The sequence below is a fragment of the Henriciella sp. genome (assembly GCF_029937755.1).
Lineage (GTDB): Bacteria > Pseudomonadota > Alphaproteobacteria > Caulobacterales > Hyphomonadaceae > Henriciella.
The window spans coordinates 55182-73017 of the sequence record NZ_JAPYPG010000001.1 but is presented as its reverse complement, the minus strand read 5'-3'; the positions used below and the strand labels follow the sequence as shown (position 1 = coordinate 73017).

The following is a 17836-nucleotide window of genomic DNA, read 5'->3' as shown; positions in this document are numbered from 1 at the left end:
CAGAGCGGGACGCATGAGGCCAGATTGGCCGGGCAGGGCGTCTGCCACTGCCCGGGCCGTTTTCTAGTCGGACATTTCGTCCTTCGTTTCATCGGCGGTGTCGCTGACGACATCGCCAGCGGCGGACACATCCTTGCCCATGCCGGAAATCGTGTTGCAGGCGCTGAGCGCCGGAAGGGCGACCAGGGCCGCCAGTACAAGAACCAGTCTCTTCATATCCAAACTCCTCCTCGGATAGCTCGCATATTCTGCTCACTGTACGATTTGGCAATCAAAAAAATTGGTCAGCTTGCGCGAACATCGCGTGTTCCCAAACGCCCCGACTCCCTGCTAATGGAGCGCCATGAAAAGCGCAGTCATCGTCTTTCCCGGTTCGAATTGTGATCGCGACGCCCAGACGGCCCTCGCAGCCATAACGGGTCAGGCGCCAGCCATGGTATGGCACAAGGATGGGGAGATCCCCGAGGGGACCGATCTCGTCATGGTGCCGGGCGGTTTTTCCTATGGCGATTATTTGCGCTGTGGTGCCATGGCGGCGAACTCTCCGGTCATTGGCGCACTCAAGCAGCATGCCGAGCGGGGCGGCTATGTGCTTGGGGTATGCAACGGTTTCCAGGTCCTGACCGAGACGCGCCTGCTACCGGGGGCGCTTTTGCGCAATGCAGGCCTGGATTTCGTCTGCAAGCCGCAGCCGCTCAAGGTCGAGCATTCCAACTCCGCATTCACCAGCGCCTATGCCGGCAAAGGTGAGATCACCGTTCCAATCGCACATCATGACGGGAATTACGTCGCCGATGAGGATACGCTCGACAGGCTGGAAGGTGAGGGCCGTGTGGCCTTCCGCTATGCGGGCAATCCGAATGGATCGGCCCGCGACATTGCCGGTATCCTGTCGGAGAACGGCCGCGTGCTCGGCCTGATGCCGCACCCGGAACGCGCCATTGGCGGCCATGAAGGCGGCGATGATGGCCGCGGCATGTTCGAAAGCCTGCTCGCCGCGATCTGAACGCGTTTCACTAGGCCAATTCCCGAAGCTCGGTTACGTTTCCATCCCTGACTCGGGGAGGGAGCACATGTCATATCTGTCGGAAACCCGCGAAGCGGGCCGGGAAGTCTTTCCCGATCTCGCTCGGGCTTTTGCGCTGATCGGTATAGCGCTCGTGAACGTCGCGGTGTTCTCGCACCCCATGATGGGCGGCTACTCGGCCGAAGGGGCGCTGAGCGGTGCGGACAAATGGTCGTACTTCCTCGTGAACGCCTTCTTCCTGATGAAGTCGTACACGCTGTTTTCTTTCATGTTCGGGGTCGGCTTTGCCTATCAGATGAAGGCCGCCGAGCGGCGTGGCGTCGGCTTTGCCGGGCGCTACTGGCGGCGTATCACCGGCTTGCTCGTGCTGGGCCTGCTCCACGTCGCGCTTCTGTTTCAGGGCGACATCCTGGTGATCTACGCCATTCTCGGCTGCCTGCTTTACGTCTTCCGTAACAAGGAGCCCTCGGCGCTGATCCGATGGGCCGTCTGGCTCTACGTGATCCAAATCCTGGTTGTGCTCTTAGCATCCGGTTCCTTCATCCTGGGCATGACGATGGCGCCTGAGGTGATGGGCAAGCAGATCGCAGCGAATGACGAGCTGATCGTTACCTCGCGCGAGGTATTCGGAGCCGGAACCTTCGTTCAGTCCATTGCCCAGCGCTTCACTGAGTGGAGTTCCGTCATCACCTTCGGAATGCTGATGCAGGGCATTGGCGCGATGGCTTTCTTTGTGTTCGGCCTCGCGGCGGTGCGCATGGGGTCCATTTCCGATCCCTCGCGGCCATTCTGGAAGCGATGCCGACATGTCTTCCTGCCGATTGGCATCTTTGGAAGCGCGATCGGTGCGTGGTTCATTGTCGATGCCGACGGCGGAATGATGTCCAGCGGTGCCATGCTGGGCATGATCTTCATCACCGCTTTCAGCCCATTCTCGACGGCTGGCTATCTCGGGCTGATCGCGAAGTGGGCAGAAACGCCGGACGGCGCGCTCAAGATATTCCTGGCGCGTGGCGGCACCGCTTCACTGACAGCCTATCTGTTGCAGAGCCTTATCTTCTCGCTGGCCTTCAACAATTACGGCCTGGGATACTTCGACGAGATGAGCGCTGTGGGCACCATCATCCTTGCGCTGATTGTCGGCTTCGGCTCGATCGCCCTTTCAAGCCTATGGCGCCTGGTGTTTCCACGCGGACCCATGGAGTTTCTCCTTCGCCGTTGGACGTATCTTGGCGCGCGTTGAGGCGGGTGGGTTGCGCAGGGCGAAGAACATGTCGCCCTCATAGCCGGAGGGTTGCCAGTATTCTTCCAGCGCTTCGGCGCCTTCGCCGAAGGCGGCATGGGCCGGGTCATAGTTGGCGGTCCGGGTGAAGCGCAGGCCAGTACCGACATAGCAGGCCTCGTCAAAACGGGCCGAAAAGGGTAGCCGTAACCGCGACAGTCGTGCCCGGCGGGCCACGTTCTTGGCTGCACGCACAAGCACCGGCACGATCAGCGCGGAATCGGTGTCCGGACGAACCTCCATATCGATGACTTCAAGGTGGGCTGGCTCAAAGGCGTTGGGTTTGGTGATGGCAAGCTGGATCAGGCCGTTGAGGCTGTCCCCGTCTTTCAGTCCGAGCAGGGCAATGCGACCGGGCGCGTCCGGGTCGGCCATCTGATATGCATAGGTTCGTGCCGAACGGGCGGGCACGGCGCGGCGGCCGAGGCTCGCGGCTGTACTGAAATCCTCGATCAGCCAGGCATCGTCCGTGTCATTCGGGTCGAGCGTCATGACAGAGCCGCCTTTCGGCAAGAAGGGCGTCAGGTTGCGCGGGGCCCTGGCGAACAGTTCCCGCTTTGATAGCCAGTCATGGACATCTTCGTTTCGGGTCAGACGGGTGAGCGCATGGCCTGCGGCCATGGTAACTGAGTGGACTGGCCATTCGATCCTCTTGCGACCGGCCCGGCCGAGCCAGGCTGTCAGTCCGATCCGCTTATGAAAGTCGCCGGCGAGCTCATTGTTGTTTAGCGTGTAGATGGCAATGCCGCCGCCAAAGGACTGCAGGGCCCGGCGTGACAGGGCGAATCCAGCCCCCCGTCCGTCAGGCCCGGAAATGAAAGTATGGCCGCATACGGCATTTGCAGGCTTGCCATGGACAAGGAAGTGGCGCGCCTGCAGGCCGATCATGGAAACAATGTGCCCCTTGCGCTCGGCGACCAGGCCGGGCGGAATGTCGAACTGATCCGGATTTCCGAACAACGCCCAGTGCCAGCCTTCAGCGCTGCGATCCGGGAACCCGACCTCTGCGGCCAGGCGGCTAACGGCCTTCACGTCTTCGCGCCTTATGGTCCGTATCGAGATCATGACACCAGCTCCTCCCAAGCCCTGTTCGTATCAGGATTTGGCTCAAGTCTGCTGAAAGCGGTCTGTTGAATTTCACGGTTTTCAAAAGGACTTGGACGCGGGCAGCGAACGATATTAACTGACGCAACGATCAGAAAACGGGGGAGGAAAAGAAATGAGATTGCTTTCTGTCACTGCGCTTGTGAGCGCCCTGCTCATAGGGGCCTGCGGTGAACCGGCTGACGAGACAGGTGATGTCGAGGCAGCATCACCGCCACCGGCTGAGGCTGATGAGACGTCCGGCGCCGATGGCGAAGCTGCAGCCGACCAGACTGCCACACAGCCAGCCGATTATAACGATATGGCCAACTGGCTCTGCCATCCCGGCAAGGAGGGCGATGCCTGTGAGAAGGATCTTTCTTACACGGTTGTGCAGGCTGACGGATCGACGGAAGTGAAAAGCTTCGAGCCTGCGGAGAACCCGCCCATTGACTGTTTCTACGTCTATCCCACCATTTCGTTCGACACGACGCCGAATAGCGATCTTGAGGCTGGTGGCGAAGAAAACCGTGTGGCTGCAACACAGTTCGGTGCTTTTGCCGAGACCTGTCGCCTGTTTGCGCCGGTGTACCGGCAGGTGACGCTCACCCATCTGCAGTCGCTCATGCGGGGCGGCGAGTACACCGCCGATGCCGAACTGGCCTATGGCGATGTGAAAGCGGCCTGGGACACCTATCTGGATAAAGAAAACAATGGTCGTGGCGTCGTCCTGATCGGCCACTCGCAGGGCGCCAGGATGATCGAACAGCTGTTGCGCCAGGATGTCCTCGGCAGCACGGAAGAAGACCTTGTCGTTTCAGCCATGCCTATTGGCTACACGGTTTATGGCGATGCAGAGACGGGCAATCTCGGTTCGCTGGAGCCGTGCACGACGGCGGGACAGACCGGCTGCGTGATTTCCTATGTCTCCTTCAGAGCAGACAGCCCGCCGCCGGCCGAGAGCCGTTTTGGCGTTAACGATCCAGATGGCCGCCGCGCGCTTTGTATCAACCCGGCCGAGCTTTCAGGCGATGACGGTGAACTCGACGCCCGCCTGTCGCGAGCGGGCTTCTTCGGGCTCGACAATACATCCTTCATCGAAGGGGAAACCATCGAGACGGATTATGCCGCCTTGCCCGGCATGCTTTCGGCAGAGTGCGTCGAGACCGATGCCCACACCTATCTTGCTGTGCAGGTGGATGGCGATACCGCCGACCCTCGCGCCGATGATATTGTCGGGGATGTGGTCGTCGAGGGAGAGGTGCTTGGCGACTGGGGGCTTCACCTGATCGACATGAACGTTGCCATGGGCAATCTCGTGACCATTGTTAGCGAGCAGGCCGAGACATGGACCGCAGCCCAGGCTGCCAACGAGGCCGAATAGGTCGACGGCTTCAGGCCGTCGTGTCGAGCCGGCCGGCCAGGTCGGCATGGCCTTCCACAATGCGTTTGATCTGGGCGGGGTCGGCTTCCAGGCTGGCCTCGCCCATTTCATGTGTGCCGCCGAGCACGATGCCGGTGCGGCGGGGAAACATGTAGAGCACGCCCTGCGAGGTCGGCGCGACGTAGGAATAGTCGATCTCCGGCTGTGGCAGAAGGTGGGAGAGTTGCCCGCGAATGGGCACCAGGTCCTCGTCTCCGAAAAGATCACGTGCGCCCAGCCCTGTGCAATTCACGATGACGGACTGGGGAAGGGCGGCGACATCTTCGGGGCCGAGCGTCGCGCCGATGAATTGCGCACCGGCGAGCTGCGCATCCTTCATGATCTGATCGAGATAATAGTCAGGGTCGATGATCAACGCCCGGAACCGCTCCATGAAGGCATATCCGAAGAGAGTGTTCTCATGCGCGCGCTGCAGTTCCGGGTAAAGGTCATCGCCACCCGGCAGGGTGTTGTAGGTCTTCGGTGACCAGCGTGAGAGGGCGTGATGATCCGACCAGTAAACGCCATAGCCAGGCCGGTTGACGTAAGGTAGGAAGCCGCGATGTGCGGCCCGGATGAGGATGCGGTTGCGCCGCAGGAATTCTGGTGTGGCGACGTCCCGGTCGAAATAGCCTGTGGGAAGCCACAGGACACCAGCAATGTTCGACGTTGTGTGCGGGGGAAGGTGCTCGGCATAGACCGTGACGTCATGTCCCCGTCGGGCAAGGATAAGCGCAGTCGTCAGCCCCATGACGCCGGCCCCAAGTACCGCGACGGAGGAGGCGCCGGATGAGGTGGCGAGGTCTGCGGCGACCTGGCTCGTACCCCAGCTCATGGTCACGCCGCAGCCGCCATGCCCGTAATTGTGGATGACGGTCTTGTCGCCCAGCGTTTCTGCTTCCAGCCGGTATCCTTGCGGCCGGTAGGGGCGAAGACCCACCACGGTTCGGGTCACACGACTGATCGAGGATTGAACCGGCGCATAGGTCCGGCGTGGCTGATAGCCTTGCAGCACTGGTGCAGAGGGCGCTGCCGTCGTGCAGGCACTCAAGGTCGTGAGGCCGAGACCGGTAAGGACATCGCGTCGTCGCATCAGATGAGCCTCCGTAGGCTGCGCCCTTTTCCTGTGTGCTCAAGGTGCACTGGCAAGGCAAGCGGAGGCATGAAAAAGGGCCGGTCCTCATCAAGGCCGGCCCTTCCGAATGCGTGGTCGAAGCGGTCCTTATTCAGACTCTTCTTCGCTCTCATCGTCAGTTTGCGGGCCCTGATATTCCATTTCAGGACGGCAGCTGGCGACCAGCTCGCGGACGGCTTCGTCGGACGGAATGATCACCATTTCGTCGTCGACAATAATGCGGATGTCACCGCGCGCCGAACCGATCATCGAAGCGAAATAGTCACCAAGCGACGTCGTCACATCGACCGGCGCGGACGATGCCACATACTGCTTCGAGCCTGCTGACGTGTAGACCGTGATCGAGGAGTCTTCACCGAAATCCATATCCTCTGCCACATAGCGGCGCAGGGTAAGGGAGTTGGCCTGGTCCTCGTCGCCTTCACGACAGATCACGGCGACCTGGTTGTTGCCTTCAGCGTCTGCGAACTGGACAGCGGAGTCGCCGCTGATCGTGGTCGAGGTCCATTCGCCGTCCATGGCGTCTTCAGACACTTCGGTCGATGTGACCGGGTTTGACCACTGCGATGATTCAATCGAGGTGGTCGGCCCGTCGCTGTCTTCGGGGTATGGCGTGGGCATCCGCGCGTCAGGGTCGACGCTGCCGCTGCCGCAGGCCGCCAGCGCCAGCGCGGCGAGGCTCAATGAAATATGGCGCATGGAAATTCCTCCAAATCCGTTCCGGGAGTGTGACTCGAAAACTCTCACAAGTTTCGGTTTAAGCAGTCCGAGCAGGAATTTCCACCATCTAATCTGGCGACTCGCAGCGCATGCGGTTATGGAGCGGGCATGACAGACACATCCGCCATCCTCACCCATCTGAAGGCCGAGCAGACCGAAACCGATGCTGCCGGCCACGGCATCAATGCCGAAGAATGGAATCGCCTCGTTACAAGGCTCGAGCGTCAGCCCAATCTCGTGGAACTTGGTATCTATTCCGTGATGTGGTCGGAGCACTGTTCCTACAAGTCCTCGCGCCGGCATCTCTCGAAGTTCCCGACCAAGAATGACCGGGTCATTCAGGGGCCGGGTGAGAATGCAGGTGTTATCGATATTGGTGACGGACAGGCGGCCATCTTCAAGATGGAGAGTCACAACCACCCATCATACATTGAGCCATATCAGGGCGCGGCGACAGGCGTCGGCGGCATCCTGCGCGATGTTTTCACCATGGGCGCGCGTCCGATCGCGCTGGTGAATGCGCTGCGTTTTGGTAGCCCGGACCATCCGAAGACCCGCAGCCTCGTGGCGGGTGTGGTCTCCGGTATTGGCGGCTATGGCAACTGCGTCGGCGTACCGACGGTGGCGGGAGAAACGCAGTTCGATGAGGGCTATAATGGCAATATCCTCGTCAATGCGATGGCCGTCGGCCTCGCCGATCAGGACAAGATTTTCTATGCGCGCGGCGCAACGCCGGGCAACCCGATCTTCTATGTCGGCTCAAAGACCGGGCGCGACGGCATTCATGGCGCGACCATGGCGTCTGCGGAATTCTCCGAAGGCGACGAGGAAAAGCGCCCGACAGTCCAGGTGGGCGATCCGTTCACCGAGAAGCTGCTGATTGAAGCCTGCCTCGAACTGATGGCGACCGATGCGATCCAGGCGATCCAGGACATGGGTGCAGCGGGCCTGACCTCTTCCTCCGTCGAGATGGCCGATAGCGGCGGCGAGAATGGCGAAGGCATCGGCGTGGAGATGGACCTCGACAAGGTGCCCCAGCGTGAAACCGGCATGACCGCCTACGAGATCATGCTGTCGGAAAGCCAGGAGCGGATGCTCATGGTGCTCTATCCCGACAAGATCGAAACGGCGAAGGCGATATTCGAGAAATACGACCTTGATGCCGAAGTGATCGGCATGACGACTGATAGCGGCCATATGGTGCTCAAACAGTTTGGCGAGGTCGTATGCGACATCCCGGTCGCACCGCTGGCTGAAGATGCCCCGAATTATGACCGGCCATGGATCGAGCCGAAGGTACGCCAGCCTTTCGATGTTTCGAAATATCCAGAGCCGGAAGACTATGGCGAAGTGCTGCTGAAGCTCATGTCCTCACCTGATATGGCATCAAAGCGCTGGATCTGGGAGCAGTATGACCGCCATGTGATGGGTGACACGATCGACAGCTCGCAGTCCATGGGTGACGCGGCCATTGTCCGCATTCACGGCACCAACAAGGCGCTGGCCATCTGTTCCGACTGCAACCCGCACTATGTCGCCGCCGACCCCTATGAGGGCGGCAAGGCCGTGGTGGCGGAAGCCTATCGCAACCTGTCAGCCGTCGGTGCCACGCCCATCGCGATCACGGACAACCTCAATTTCGGCAATCCCGAAAAGCCCGCCACAATGGGCTATATCGTCAAGGCCATCGAGGGCATGGCCGAGGCCTGCCGCGCGCTCGACTTCCCGGTCGTTTCCGGCAATGTCAGCCTCTACAATGAGACCGACGGCAAGGCGATCCCGCCGACGCCTGTGGTCGGCGGTGTGGGCCTGATCGAGGATGTCTCGAAGGTCGCCACGCTGAAGGGGGCGCAGGAGGGCGACCTTCTATTCTTGATTGGCGCTGATGGCGGGCATCTGGGCGCTTCGCTCTATGCTCGCGAATGGCTGGGTCTGAAGGAAGAAGCGCTCGGCCCGCCCCCAGGTGTCGATCTTGATGAGGCCAAGCACACTGGCGAGGGTATACGTAAGCTAGTCGAAAGCGGCCTTCTACAGGCTGTACATGATGTCAGCGATGGCGGTGTGGCGTGTACCGTGGCCGAGATCGCTATGGCTGCGGGTCTCGGCGCTGAAGTCTTTGGTCCGGAAGATGGACGGGCAGGATACCTTTTCGGTGAGGACCAAAATCGCTATGTGGTCGCGGTGCCGCCATCCAACGCAGACGGCATCCACAAGACGCTCTCGTCTACGGGTCTGCAATACACGCAGGTAGGTACACTCAAGTCAGATACGATCGATTTCGTTCTTGTCGGCTCAGCGCCGCAATCGATCAGTCTCGCTACTCTCCGCGACGCGCACGAAGGCTGGCTGCCACGTTATATGACGGGCGAGTAGAAGCTCATCCCAAAAATTTTGTAGCAAGGCGATCCAGTTCACGGTGCGTGGCGTATTGAGCCATGAGAGCGGACGGCCCTCACGCGCGCAACGTCCCCCGCGCCCCGTCTTCTCTCACCGGCTCGCCGGACTTGCTGGCCCGCACCCTCCCTCCCGGACAGCAAGGCCGGCGCAGCTAAACGGCCTTAACTTAATCTCAAGCAAGTATTCCGCTCGTTTCTGGGGTGTGAAATTCTTCAACCACACGGTATAGGTGTGAATAGAGAGATTATCCCCAGCGCACAACGTCGATGTGCGCCCTCCGATCTCTCGTGGTATCGCGCTGGTCTGGCGGCCGTAACTCTCAGTTCATCTGGCCGCCGCCAGCGCGATTTCATCCTTCTTCTTTGGCTTCAGTTGAAACAGGATTGCGTACAATCGCGGCACTGCGCACGGATTTGGCCGTTCCGGCATTGACCTTCAGGCGTCTTGGCGCTTGGCTGCGGCCACCATGGAGGTCCCCAGATGAAAAAAAGACTGATCACCGCAAGTGCAACTGCTCTTGGCCTGGCACTGCTGGCCGGTTGTGCCAACAAGAACGAGAACCTGCCGCCCGCCGAGGCTCCGCCGCCGCCCGCTGCCGATGCAGATATGAGCGACGTCGTCGAAGCCGGCCCGACCGTCGCCGAGGCCCGCGCTTTCCTGAAGCGCGCCGATGAAGAGCTTGGCCAGATGTCCAAGGAGGTCGCCCCGGTTTTCTGGGAGCAGGCCACCAATATCACCGACGAAACCAATAAGGCTGCCGCCGACGCGGGTGCGCGCGCGACCAAACTCGCTGTTTCGCTCGCCAATGAGTCGAAACAGTTCAAGGATGTCGACCTGCCACCCGATCTTGCACGCAAGATGCAGCGCCTGCAGTCGGGCGTGACGATCCCGGCCCCCTCGACGGAAGGCGCGGCCGAGGAACTGTCTGAAATCACAACCGGTCTAGAAGCCACCTATGGCACCGGCACCTTCGCCTATGAGGGTGAAGAGCTGAATCTCGACCAGCTTTCCACGATTATCGAGACGAGCCGTGACCCGGAAGAGCTGAAAACCGTATGGGAAGGCTGGCGCACCATCTCGCCGCCGATGAAGGACGATTACGTTCGGATGGTGGAAATCGCCAATGAGGGGGCCAACGAGCTTGGCTATGACAACCTCAAGACCATGTGGTTGTCGAAATACGACATGCCGCCGGAAGAGATGGCCTCTGAAGTCGACCGCCTCTGGGAGCAGGTCTCGCCGCTCTATGAAGAGCTGCACTGCTATGTCCGCGCCGAACTCAATGAGGCGTATGGCGATGAGGTCCAACCGGCGACCGGGCCGATCCGGGCGGACTTGCTGGGAAACATGTGGTCGCAGAGCTGGGCGAACATCTATCCGGTTGTCGCGCCGGAAGACCTGTCGGGACAAGGCTATGATCTGACCGAAGAGCTTCAGGACGCCAACTACGACGCCATCAAGATGGTGGAAACCGGCGAAGCCTTCTTCACCTCTCTCGGATTTGAGCCGCTACCGGAGACCTTCTGGGAGCGGTCCATGATCGTGCGCCCGGATGACCGTGAAGTCGTCTGCCACGCCTCGGCTTGGGATGTCGATGACGAGGAAGATGTGCGCATCAAGATGTGCACCGAGGTGAATGCCGAGGACTTCTACACCGTCCATCACGAACTCGGTCACAACTTCTATCAGCGTGCCTACAGGGATGTTGATTACCTCTACAAGGACGGCGCCCATGATGGTTTCCATGAGGCTATCGGGGACTTTGTCTCGCTGTCGATCACGCCGGTCTATCTCGAAGAGATCGGCCTGATCACGGAAGACCAGATCCCGGGCGAGGAGGCGGATATTGCGCTGCTGTTCAACACCTCACTGGACAAGATCGCCTTCCTGCCATTTGCGCTGACGGTCGACAGCTGGCGCTGGGACGTGCTGGAGGGAACCACCCCACCGGAAGATTACAACGCATCCTGGTGGGAGAAGCGCACGAAGTATCAGGGCATTGTCCCGCCGGGACCGCGCCCTGCCAATGCGTTTGATCCGGGCGCGAAGTATCACATTCCGGGCAACACGCCGTACCTGCGCTACTTCCTGAGCTACATTATGCAGTTCCAGTTCCATAAGGCGGCCTGCGAACAGGCCGGATGGGAAGGCCCGCTGCACCGGTGTTCGATCTACGGGAATGAGGAAGTCGGTTCGCGGTTCAAGGCGATGCTTGAAATGGGCGCATCAGAGCCATGGCCGGATGTTCTGGAAACATTCACAGGCACACGCGAGATGGATGGCTCGGCGATCATCGAATATTTCGATCCGCTGATGACCTGGCTCGAAGAGGAAAACCAGGGCCGTTCCTGCGGCTGGGAATAGTCTTCTTCAGACTGTGAAGTGCAAAGCCCCGGCCTGACGGTTCGGGGCTTTGTTGCATTTATAACAGTTTTACAACGATGCTCTTCGCCCAAACCAACGCTCTCTAAAACGCTGCTGTACACGATCTCCGGAGAATGTCCGCTTCGGCGCCGGCCAAGCCCTGACCCTGAACCCCGGCTGGCGTCAAACACATTTGGAGAGAGACATGAAAATCATCAAATCGCTTGCCCTTGCTGCCGTCCTTTGCACGAGCGCATTCGCTGTGGCTATTACCGCTGACGCGGCCCTTCCGGCTGAGGATTTCAGCTTCAACTACAATCCCTCGCTGCTCGCCAGCATGGATGGCCGCGCTGATATCCGTCGTGACCTCCACCTCGAGGCCCGCAATTTCTGCCGCCGTACCATGCGCACTAACTTTGCTCTGCGCCAGGAGCGCCGCTGCCGACAGGCGGTTATCAACGACACGGTTCGCCAGCTTTCGGACCGTTACCCGACGCTGGGTGAACGCCTGGTAAGTGCGGACAGCTCATATGACATGAGCGAGCACCGCGCAGGCCGCCCTCAACGTTAAGACGCTACGGCGTCTGAACGTTTCCAACTGCCCGGGCCCGCACCAGTGCCCGGGGCTCTTTTTTGTCAGGAACACCAGCCGCGCTGATGCCGGCCCCATTGATAGGCAAGGCCCTCGGCGATCAGCTGGTCTCCAACAGAGCGGCCATCTACGGTCGCGACCCGCAAGAGGCGGCCATACTTGTCGCGATCGCGAGAAGACGGCTTTTCGAGCGCCACATCGCCTTCATTCAGAAGCACGGCAAGGCGGGCGGACGCCCGTTCGCCCAACAGTCGCTCCCAGTCACATTCCGGAGAAAACACTTCCGGTGCGTCGATGTCGGCCAGACGGATTTTCTCGCCGGCCGCCCAGATCGTATCCCCGTCGACCACGCAATTGGTTCGTTCATCCCCGGTGCAGGCGTTGAAGCTGATCGGGCCGGGCAGGCGTGTAATGTCCTTCTCCGGCTGGTTGAACCAGGAGATGGCAAGCGCCGCGGCCAGAAGGATGAGGAGTGGCAGTAAGGAAACTTCACCGCCCTGCACACGCAGCCAGCGACCGAAGAAGAAGGACCGGATGAGGCGGACCATGATGCAGGCTCCCTGACGAGACCCTGCGAAAATCTTTCCAAAAGGTTACGAAAACCTTTCCAGTTTATTCCTTTGGCTGCTCAGCCACCCAATCATCCGCCGCTTCAGCCATCATGATGATCGTGTCGGTGATGCGCGCAAAAGTGTCCGGATCCACCTCTTCGAAGGTGTCGCTTGAGCGATGATAGTCCGGATGGTCCTCGACCCCGAGATAGATGATCGGGAAGCCAGCCCGAAGGAAAGGGGCATGATCGGATTGGAGCGTCCAGTCCTGATTGCCCCATTCAGGACTGTCATGACCGCGATTCAGCGTAATTGGCGCATCTTCTGCGACGCTATCGATCAACGGGATCAGTTCAGGATTATGATAACCGCCGACAGCGTAGAGTTCGCCCTTGTCGGCGCGGGCGACCATGTCGAGGTTGAGATTGAGGGCCATTCGCTCTCGCAGCGACTCGGGCATGGCCCGCACAAAGAAGGCAGACCCGGCAAAGCCCTGCTCTTCAGCATCGAAGAAGGCAAAGATGATGGTGTTCTCGGGAGGGTTTTCCTGAAACCAGGCGATCGCTTCCAGCATGGCGGCTACGCCTGAGGCATTGTCATCGGCCCCGTTGTAAACCTCCCCCTCGAACACTCCGAGATGGTCATAATGGGCCGACATCACGATCACCGGTGAGCGTCGGCCATTGGCACCTTCAATCTCTGCGATGATGTTGGTGCCGCGGACTTCCATGTCCGGCTTGTCGAACTTGCCGGCGGCGAACGGCGCCTGAAACCCGCTGGAATAGTAGGGAAAGACAAGCAGCTGCTGCAGCCGGTCTACGATCCAGGCCTGCGCCTTGAGATTGCCTGGCTCTCCCGTGCGCCGACCTTCATAGTCATCCGATGACAGCGTCTCCAGAGCGGTGAGGGCTCTTGCGGCATCATGATACTGGGCCTCGTAAGGTACGCTGACGGGGGCTGCTGCTTCGTCTCCCGGCGCGACGGGCTGGTTCGAACAGGCTGCAACCAGCATCAATGAGCTCAGTAAAAATCTGATCATTCAAGGGTCTCCGCAGGGTTCGGCTTGACCCTAGTGAGATTGAACGCCATGTGCCAGCCGAAGGAGACACCCTATGGCAATGGACCGCGATACGCTTGAGACCCATCTCAAAGAGGCATTCCCGGATGCCACGATTACGCTGACCGATCTCGCTGGCGACAATGATCACTGGCAGGCAGAAATCGTCTCACCGCAATTTAAGGGCGTCTCGCGCGTGAAACAGCATCAGATGGTCTATGCTGCGCTCAAGGGAAAGATGGGCGGTGAGCTTCATGCGCTCGCGCTGAAGACCAGCGCGCCCGCCTAGTCTTCGTCGCTCTCTTCTTTGTCGTCTTCCGGCACTTCATCGATATGACCGATTGGCAGGCGGCCATGAATGCCAGCGCTGTCCTCGAAGTCACCGGGCAGGTTCCCGAACTCCTGAATGGAATAGTCACGCTCGCTGCGTCTCAGTCCAGGTAGAGGCTTGCCGCCCGTCTGGGCCGACAGCGGCATACGTGTATCGTCACTGCCTCGAAGGCCCGGCCAGGGACGGTCGGGATCGGCTGGGACGGTGGCCGGAGCAGGCGGCTGCTGTTGGTGGGCAGGCGCAGGGCGCGGCTGGGGGGCTGGTTGCGGCTCTGGCAACACCTCATAGGTGCTCTCAGGCGGAAAGGCCCGGACGGGGGTGACGGTCGGAGCAGTCATATCCGGTTTGACGGTGGCCGCGGGTGCCGGTTCTGAAATGGTGGACTCTGGCGAACGTGCAGGAGCCGGAGATTCCACGGCAGCAGGGGGTGGCGCGGATGGCGCTGGAATGGGTGGTGCCGGTACTGGTTCCGGCTCTCGCTCCGGCTTTGGAGTTGGTTTGGGGGCTATCACCGGTTCTGGCAGTGAAGGCGTGATCTCAGCCTTGGGTACATCTGCTGGGGCATCGGGCGCTTCAGCCTCTTCCAGCCGCACGACGCCGGACAAAGAGGCTGTTTGTGAGACGGCGGTACCCTCAACCGATTTCAGTTCGCATTTGGGGCCGGTCCGGAAGGTTGGGGGTTTGAGGGACCATGCGCGGCAGCGGTCATCCTCAAGACAAGTGGCCGCGCAGGCGTCGGGCGTGGAGCCGCGCAGGGTGCGGTAGGTCCCGGCGGGGCGGTAGGTGTCGGCTTGCCAGGTACCACTGGCATCGCTCGCCCGGTCTGCCATGACGGACGGGACAAACAGGATCAGAGCGAGCAGTGATGCACCGGTGCGGAGCATGGGAAGCGGGTCCTTGCGCCTGAGCGACTTTTGATCCTGCCGCCTATCACGGAACATTTTAAGGAGCCGTTAGGGCTCAAGGTTTCGCGATCTCTTCCTTCAGCGCTTCGATCTCCAGCCAATCTTCCTCGGCTTTTTCCAGCTCTGTGCGCGCGTCACCAAGGCGTTTGGTAAGTCGGTCGAACTTGGCGGGGTCGCTGCCGAAAAGGTCCGGGTTGCCGAGCTGGGCTTCGAGGTCCGCGATTTCCTTTTCCAGACGGGGCAGGGCGGCTTCGACCTCTTTCAGACGGTGCTGGTCCTTGAAGGAGAGTTTGGCTTCGCGCTTCGGTGAATGCGAGGGTGTTGAGGCTTTCGGCTTGTCCTTTTCCTGCGTTGGCGGCGCGGCCGCTCTGCGGGAGGTCAGCGACGGCACCTGCCGCGCTGCATCTGTCCAGCCACCAGCCGTTTCAACCCATTTTCCATTCCCCATGGGCACGAGGCATGAGGTCACGATGGCGTCGAGAAATGCCCGGTCGTGACTGACCAGGATCAGCGTGCCGTCGAACTCGCTCAACATCTCCTCCAGCAGGTCGAGCGTCTGCATGTCGAGATCATTGGTCGGCTCGTCGAGCACGAGAACGTCGGCTGGCTTTGCCAGTGCAATGGCAAGCGTCAGCCGGTTACGTTCGCCCCCGGAGAGCGCCGAGACGGGTTGGCGTAGCTGTTCCGGGGAGAAGAGGAAGTCCTTGGCATAGGCGGCAACATGTTTCGACCTGCCCTGCACCATGATGGCGTCACCGCCGGCCGGCGCCAGCGCTTCCCAGAGCGTGTCGCTGGGTTTGAGTGTTTCGCGCGTCTGGTCGAGATAGGTCACGGTCAATGCCTGGGAGACCTTCACCGAGCCGCTGTCAGGCTCCAACTCGCCAAGCAGCATCTTCAGGAGCGTGGTCTTGCCGACGCCGTTTGGACCAACGATGCCGATACGGTCGCCCTTGAGGATGCGCAGCGACAAGTCGTTTGCGATGATCGTCTCGCCGAATGCCTTTGAGAGGCCGAACGCTTCCAGCACTTTCCGGCTCTGGCTGCCGCCGCTTTCGGCCGACAGGCCGGCGGTGGACTTGGCGTCGTTGATGAGCGCCTTCTGCTTTGCATGCTGGGCGCGCAGATCATGCAGCTTGGCGAGCCGGCCCATATTCCGCTTGCGCCGGGCTGTAACGCCGCGTGCGAGCCAGTGGTGTTCTTCCTTGAGCTGCGTCTTCATCCGCTGAAGTTGCTTTTCCTCTTCTGCCTCGATGCTGGCAGCCCAGTCATCGAAATCGGCATAGCCGCGCGGCGACTTCCACACCTTGCCCTGACGAAGCCAGAGTGTGGTCGTGGTAACATTTTCGAGGAAGCGCCGGTCGTGGCTGACCAGCAGGACGGCACCGGGAAAGGATTTGAGGCGCTCTTCCAGTGTCTCGATCATCGGCACATCAAGATGGTTGGTCGGCTCGTCCAGAAGGAGCACGTCGGGATCCTGTGCGAAGGCTCGTGCGAGAGCGGCGCGACGGACCTGACCGCCCGAGAGTGTTTTCGGATCGGCTGTGGGATCGATCCCGAAGAGGCCGAGCTCGGCTTCCGCCATCCATGTCTCTTCTGCGCCCTCACTCGCATACTGGAGTACGGACTCGAAGGAAGACAGGTCCGGTTCCTGTTCGACAACGGCGACTTCGGTACCCGGCTGGCGCCAGAGGTCACCGGCATCCGGCTCATGCCTACCCGTAACGAGCCGCATGAGCGTCGACTTGCCGGCTCCGTTGCGCCCGACAAGCGCAGCGCGCTCGCCCTTGGCGAGGGTGAATGTCACACCGGTAAAGATTGGCGTCCCGCCGAATGTCAGCTCGACATCGGCGAGGCGCAGGATGGGAAGCTCTGCCATGGTTGTCGTCGTGTGCGCGTCAGGCGCGCCCCGTCAAGGTATCCCGCTCAGGCCTTCAGCTTGTACCCAATGCGGAACAGCCACCAGACCCAGAGACAGGCGAGGAAGGTGAAGATGCCGGAGGCGATCATTCCGATCATGAGGTCGGAGTTCGACACACCGATAAAGCCGGCCCGGAAGCCATCGATCAGATAGAAGATCGGGTCGAAATGAGCGGCTGACTGGAACGGCTCCACCAGTACCTTGATGTCGTAGAAGGTCCCCGACAGGAAGGTCAGTGGTACGATCACGAAGTTGGTGACGGCGGCAAGGTGATCGAACTTCTCCGCCCAAATGCCGCCGACGGCACCAAGCGCGCCAAGGAAGATCGTCGCCATCAATGCAAACCAGATGGCTGGCCAGATGTTGACGATGTTCAGGTTTGCCAGTCCGCTCAGATGGATGGCGAGCCCTCCGATAATGCCGACCATCAGACCGCGCGTGACTGCACCGAAGATAAAGCCCAGCGTCAGTTCGAGCGGTGACAGCGGCGGCATGAGGAAGTCGACCTGACTGCCCTGGACCTTTGAAATTGTCAGCGATGAGGACGTGTTCTGGAAGGCGTTCTGCAGCATCGACATGATGACGAGACCCGGCGCCAGGAAGTTATTGTAGTCCAGCCCCTCGAAGTCACCGGTCAGCTGGCCGCGGCTGCCGAAGGCGAGCTTGAAGACCGTCATGAAGAGAAGCGTGGTGATGACCGGAGCAAACAGCGTCTGCATCCACACCTTCAGGAAGCGGCCGACCTCACGCTGGTATAGCGTCCAGAGGCCAATCCAGTTGATCGCTCCATAGGTTCTAGGCGGTTCGGGAAGCGGGCGGGTAGCTGCAGAAATTTCATCGGTCATCGCCGCTATTTAGGAGCGATTGCCCCCGATGACGATAGGTAAGTCGCGCTTCAGCAAGGATTTTTCATATCTGTCCACAGGCGGATACTAGATATTGAAAGGTTGTGGAGAACATTCATCAGGATATTGTGTTTCATTTCGTCGTTGATACGATATCTAGGTGTTAACGGGGGCGGCTGAAATCAGCTGCTACAATATCTAGGGGT

Annotated in this window: 16 protein-coding genes; 7 read left to right on the top strand and 9 right to left on the bottom strand. The window is 60.3% G+C overall.

The features are described 5' to 3' along the window. Positions 1-63: 63 nt before the first annotated feature. On the bottom strand, positions 64-216 hold the full coding sequence (locus Q1K29_RS00340) for an entericidin A/B family lipoprotein (protein ID WP_300389990.1): 153 nt from the start codon (positions 214-216) through the stop codon (positions 64-66). Between the two features lie 127 nt (positions 217-343). On the opposite strand from Q1K29_RS00340, the gene purQ reads away from it, so the two are divergent. Together purQ and Q1K29_RS00330 are read left to right on the top strand one after the other, a co-directional pair. Further along, positions 344-1006 carry a phosphoribosylformylglycinamidine synthase subunit PurQ gene (purQ, locus tag Q1K29_RS00335; protein ID WP_300389988.1) on the top strand — a complete coding sequence of 221 codons (663 nt, stop codon included), beginning with the start codon at positions 344-346 and terminating at the stop codon, positions 1004-1006. Between the two features lie 67 nt (positions 1007-1073). Next, entirely contained in the window at positions 1074-2270 is a 1197-nt protein-coding gene (locus Q1K29_RS00330; RefSeq protein ID WP_300389985.1) for a DUF418 domain-containing protein, read from the top strand. Here Q1K29_RS00330 and Q1K29_RS00325 read toward each other — a convergent pair. Further along, positions 2196-3374, bottom strand: coding sequence for a hypothetical protein (locus tag Q1K29_RS00325; RefSeq protein WP_300389982.1), 1179 nt, complete (start codon positions 3372-3374; stop codon positions 2196-2198). The two genes, Q1K29_RS00330 and Q1K29_RS00325, sit on opposite strands and share 75 nt — an antisense overlap. A 154-nt stretch (positions 3375-3528) precedes the next feature. Between Q1K29_RS00325 and Q1K29_RS00320 the strand changes: the two genes are divergently transcribed. Continuing rightward, positions 3529-4776, top strand: a complete 1248-nt coding sequence (locus tag Q1K29_RS00320; protein ID WP_300389980.1) for a DUF3089 domain-containing protein — start codon at positions 3529-3531, stop codon at positions 4774-4776. 10 nt (positions 4777-4786) lie between these two features. On the opposite strand, the gene Q1K29_RS00315 is transcribed toward Q1K29_RS00320, so the two are convergent. Continuing rightward, the gene (locus tag Q1K29_RS00315) at positions 4787-5908 is read right to left on the bottom strand and encodes an FAD-dependent oxidoreductase (protein WP_300389977.1); all 1122 of its coding nucleotides are present in this window, start codon (positions 5906-5908) and stop codon (positions 4787-4789) included. A gap of 129 nt (positions 5909-6037) precedes the next feature. Further along, entirely contained in the window at positions 6038-6649 is a 612-nt protein-coding gene (locus Q1K29_RS00310; protein WP_300389974.1) for a hypothetical protein, read from the bottom strand. Between the two features lie 129 nt (positions 6650-6778). Between Q1K29_RS00310 and purL the strand changes: the two genes are divergently transcribed. From purL to Q1K29_RS00295, 3 genes are all read left to right on the top strand, one after another. Continuing rightward, on the top strand, positions 6779-9043 hold the full coding sequence (purL, locus tag Q1K29_RS00305) for a phosphoribosylformylglycinamidine synthase subunit PurL (RefSeq protein WP_300389971.1): 2265 nt from the start codon (positions 6779-6781) through the stop codon (positions 9041-9043). 504 nt (positions 9044-9547) lie between these two features. Further along, entirely contained in the window at positions 9548-11431 is a 1884-nt protein-coding gene (locus Q1K29_RS00300; protein WP_300389968.1) for a M2 family metallopeptidase, read from the top strand. Positions 11432-11636: 205 nt separating this feature from the next. Continuing rightward, complete coding sequence (locus Q1K29_RS00295; RefSeq protein ID WP_300389965.1) at positions 11637-12002, top strand: UrcA family protein; 366 nt, start codon at positions 11637-11639, stop codon at positions 12000-12002. Positions 12003-12067: 65 nt separating this feature from the next. Here the strand turns inward: Q1K29_RS00295 and Q1K29_RS00290 are convergent, their stop codons facing one another. Next, positions 12068-12571 carry a thermonuclease family protein gene (locus Q1K29_RS00290; protein WP_300389963.1) on the bottom strand — a complete coding sequence of 168 codons (504 nt, stop codon included), beginning with the start codon at positions 12569-12571 and terminating at the stop codon, positions 12068-12070. 64 nt (positions 12572-12635) lie between these two features. Next, positions 12636-13613, bottom strand: a complete 978-nt coding sequence (locus Q1K29_RS00285) for a M20/M25/M40 family metallo-hydrolase (protein ID WP_300389960.1) — start codon at positions 13611-13613, stop codon at positions 12636-12638. A gap of 73 nt (positions 13614-13686) precedes the next feature. Here Q1K29_RS00285 and Q1K29_RS00280 point away from each other — a divergent pair, with 73 nt between their 5' ends. Then, entirely contained in the window at positions 13687-13920 is a 234-nt protein-coding gene (locus Q1K29_RS00280; RefSeq protein ID WP_300389957.1) for a BolA family protein, read from the top strand. On the opposite strand, the gene Q1K29_RS00275 is transcribed toward Q1K29_RS00280, so the two are convergent. From Q1K29_RS00275 to Q1K29_RS00265, 3 genes are all read right to left on the bottom strand, one after another. Then, positions 13917-14846 carry a PAN/Apple domain-containing protein gene (locus tag Q1K29_RS00275; protein WP_300389954.1) on the bottom strand — a complete coding sequence of 310 codons (930 nt, stop codon included), beginning with the start codon at positions 14844-14846 and terminating at the stop codon, positions 13917-13919. The two genes, Q1K29_RS00280 and Q1K29_RS00275, sit on opposite strands and share 4 nt — an antisense overlap. A 76-nt stretch (positions 14847-14922) precedes the next feature. Continuing rightward, positions 14923-16743 carry an ABC-F family ATP-binding cassette domain-containing protein gene (locus tag Q1K29_RS00270; RefSeq protein WP_300389952.1) on the bottom strand — a complete coding sequence of 607 codons (1821 nt, stop codon included), beginning with the start codon at positions 16741-16743 and terminating at the stop codon, positions 14923-14925. 47 nt (positions 16744-16790) lie between these two features. Continuing rightward, a complete protein-coding gene (locus Q1K29_RS00265) occupies positions 16791-17630 on the bottom strand; it encodes an ABC transporter permease (RefSeq protein ID WP_300389949.1) in 840 nt (279 codons plus the stop codon). Positions 17631-17836 lie beyond the last annotated feature (206 nt).

Bases quoted from the DNA above. Each gene is read 5' to 3' on its own strand.
- Q1K29_RS00340 (WP_300389990.1), bottom strand. From the start codon at position 216: ATGAAGAGACTGGTTCTTGTACTGGCGGCCCTGGTCGCCCTTCCGGCG.
- purQ (WP_300389988.1), top strand. From the start codon at position 344: ATGAAAAGCGCAGTCATCGTCTTTCCCGGTTCGAATTGTGATCGCGAC.
- Q1K29_RS00330 (WP_300389985.1), top strand. From the start codon at position 1,074: ATGTCATATCTGTCGGAAACCCGCGAAGCGGGCCGGGAAGTCTTTCCC.
- Q1K29_RS00325 (WP_300389982.1), bottom strand. From the start codon at position 3,374: ATGATCTCGATACGGACCATAAGGCGCGAAGACGTGAAGGCCGTTAGC.
- Q1K29_RS00320 (WP_300389980.1), top strand. From the start codon at position 3,529: ATGAGATTGCTTTCTGTCACTGCGCTTGTGAGCGCCCTGCTCATAGGG.
- Q1K29_RS00315 (WP_300389977.1), bottom strand. From the start codon at position 5,908: ATGCGACGACGCGATGTCCTTACCGGTCTCGGCCTCACGACCTTGAGT.
- Q1K29_RS00310 (WP_300389974.1), bottom strand. From the start codon at position 6,649: ATGCGCCATATTTCATTGAGCCTCGCCGCGCTGGCGCTGGCGGCCTGC.
- purL (WP_300389971.1), top strand. From the start codon at position 6,779: ATGACAGACACATCCGCCATCCTCACCCATCTGAAGGCCGAGCAGACC.
- Q1K29_RS00300 (WP_300389968.1), top strand. From the start codon at position 9,548: ATGAAAAAAAGACTGATCACCGCAAGTGCAACTGCTCTTGGCCTGGCA.
- Q1K29_RS00295 (WP_300389965.1), top strand. From the start codon at position 11,637: ATGAAAATCATCAAATCGCTTGCCCTTGCTGCCGTCCTTTGCACGAGC.
- Q1K29_RS00290 (WP_300389963.1), bottom strand. From the start codon at position 12,571: ATGGTCCGCCTCATCCGGTCCTTCTTCTTCGGTCGCTGGCTGCGTGTG.
- Q1K29_RS00285 (WP_300389960.1), bottom strand. From the start codon at position 13,613: ATGATCAGATTTTTACTGAGCTCATTGATGCTGGTTGCAGCCTGTTCG.
- Q1K29_RS00280 (WP_300389957.1), top strand. From the start codon at position 13,687: ATGGCAATGGACCGCGATACGCTTGAGACCCATCTCAAAGAGGCATTC.
- Q1K29_RS00275 (WP_300389954.1), bottom strand. From the start codon at position 14,846: ATGCTCCGCACCGGTGCATCACTGCTCGCTCTGATCCTGTTTGTCCCG.
- Q1K29_RS00270 (WP_300389952.1), bottom strand. From the start codon at position 16,743: ATGGCAGAGCTTCCCATCCTGCGCCTCGCCGATGTCGAGCTGACATTC.
- Q1K29_RS00265 (WP_300389949.1), bottom strand. From the start codon at position 17,630: ATGACCGATGAAATTTCTGCAGCTACCCGCCCGCTTCCCGAACCGCCT.